General features: G+C 41.3%; 1 protein-coding gene. It reads left to right on the top strand.

The features are described from left to right. Nucleotides 1-171: 171 nt before the first annotated feature. Nucleotides 172-501, top strand: a 330-nt coding sequence (locus R7Z49_RS28025) for a DUF2750 domain-containing protein (RefSeq protein WP_318112929.1), incomplete at its 3' end; no start/stop codon positions are given.

Raw genomic sequence — 501 nt, forward strand, 5'->3', positions numbered from 1 at the left:
CTTCCTGAAGCAGAAAGCTAATCTAAACTTTTACACTCTCACATCGCACTCAGATTTGACAAAAGGAGCTTCGGCTCCTTTTCTTTTCATAGTGGCTTGAAGCCGTATTATGCTTTAGGAATCGGCGCTTTAGTGGTAATCTAGCGGCGTCATAACAATGAGAGTTTTGAAATGAGCAAACTTACATCAGATATCCAAGCAAACCTTGATCTTTTCGTAGCAGAAACGAAAGAAAACCAACTCGTTTGGGGTCTACGCAATGAAGAAGGTTGGTTGTCTTGCGATTCAACTGAGTTCGAAAATAGCGAAGTAATGCCTTTCTGGTCTTCGAAAGAAGATGCTGAAGCGCATAACGTTGAAGAGTGGGCAGATTTTACTGTTCTTGAAATTCCACTAGATATCTTTGTAGAAGATTGGCTTCTAACTCTTGCTGAAGACGGCGTTCTTGTTGGTACAAACTGGAATGATCAGCTAGAAGGCAAAGAAATGGAGCCTCAAGAT

The organism is Vibrio sp. 1562 (assembly GCF_033340155.1).
Lineage (GTDB): Bacteria > Pseudomonadota > Gammaproteobacteria > Enterobacterales > Vibrionaceae > Vibrio > Vibrio alginolyticus.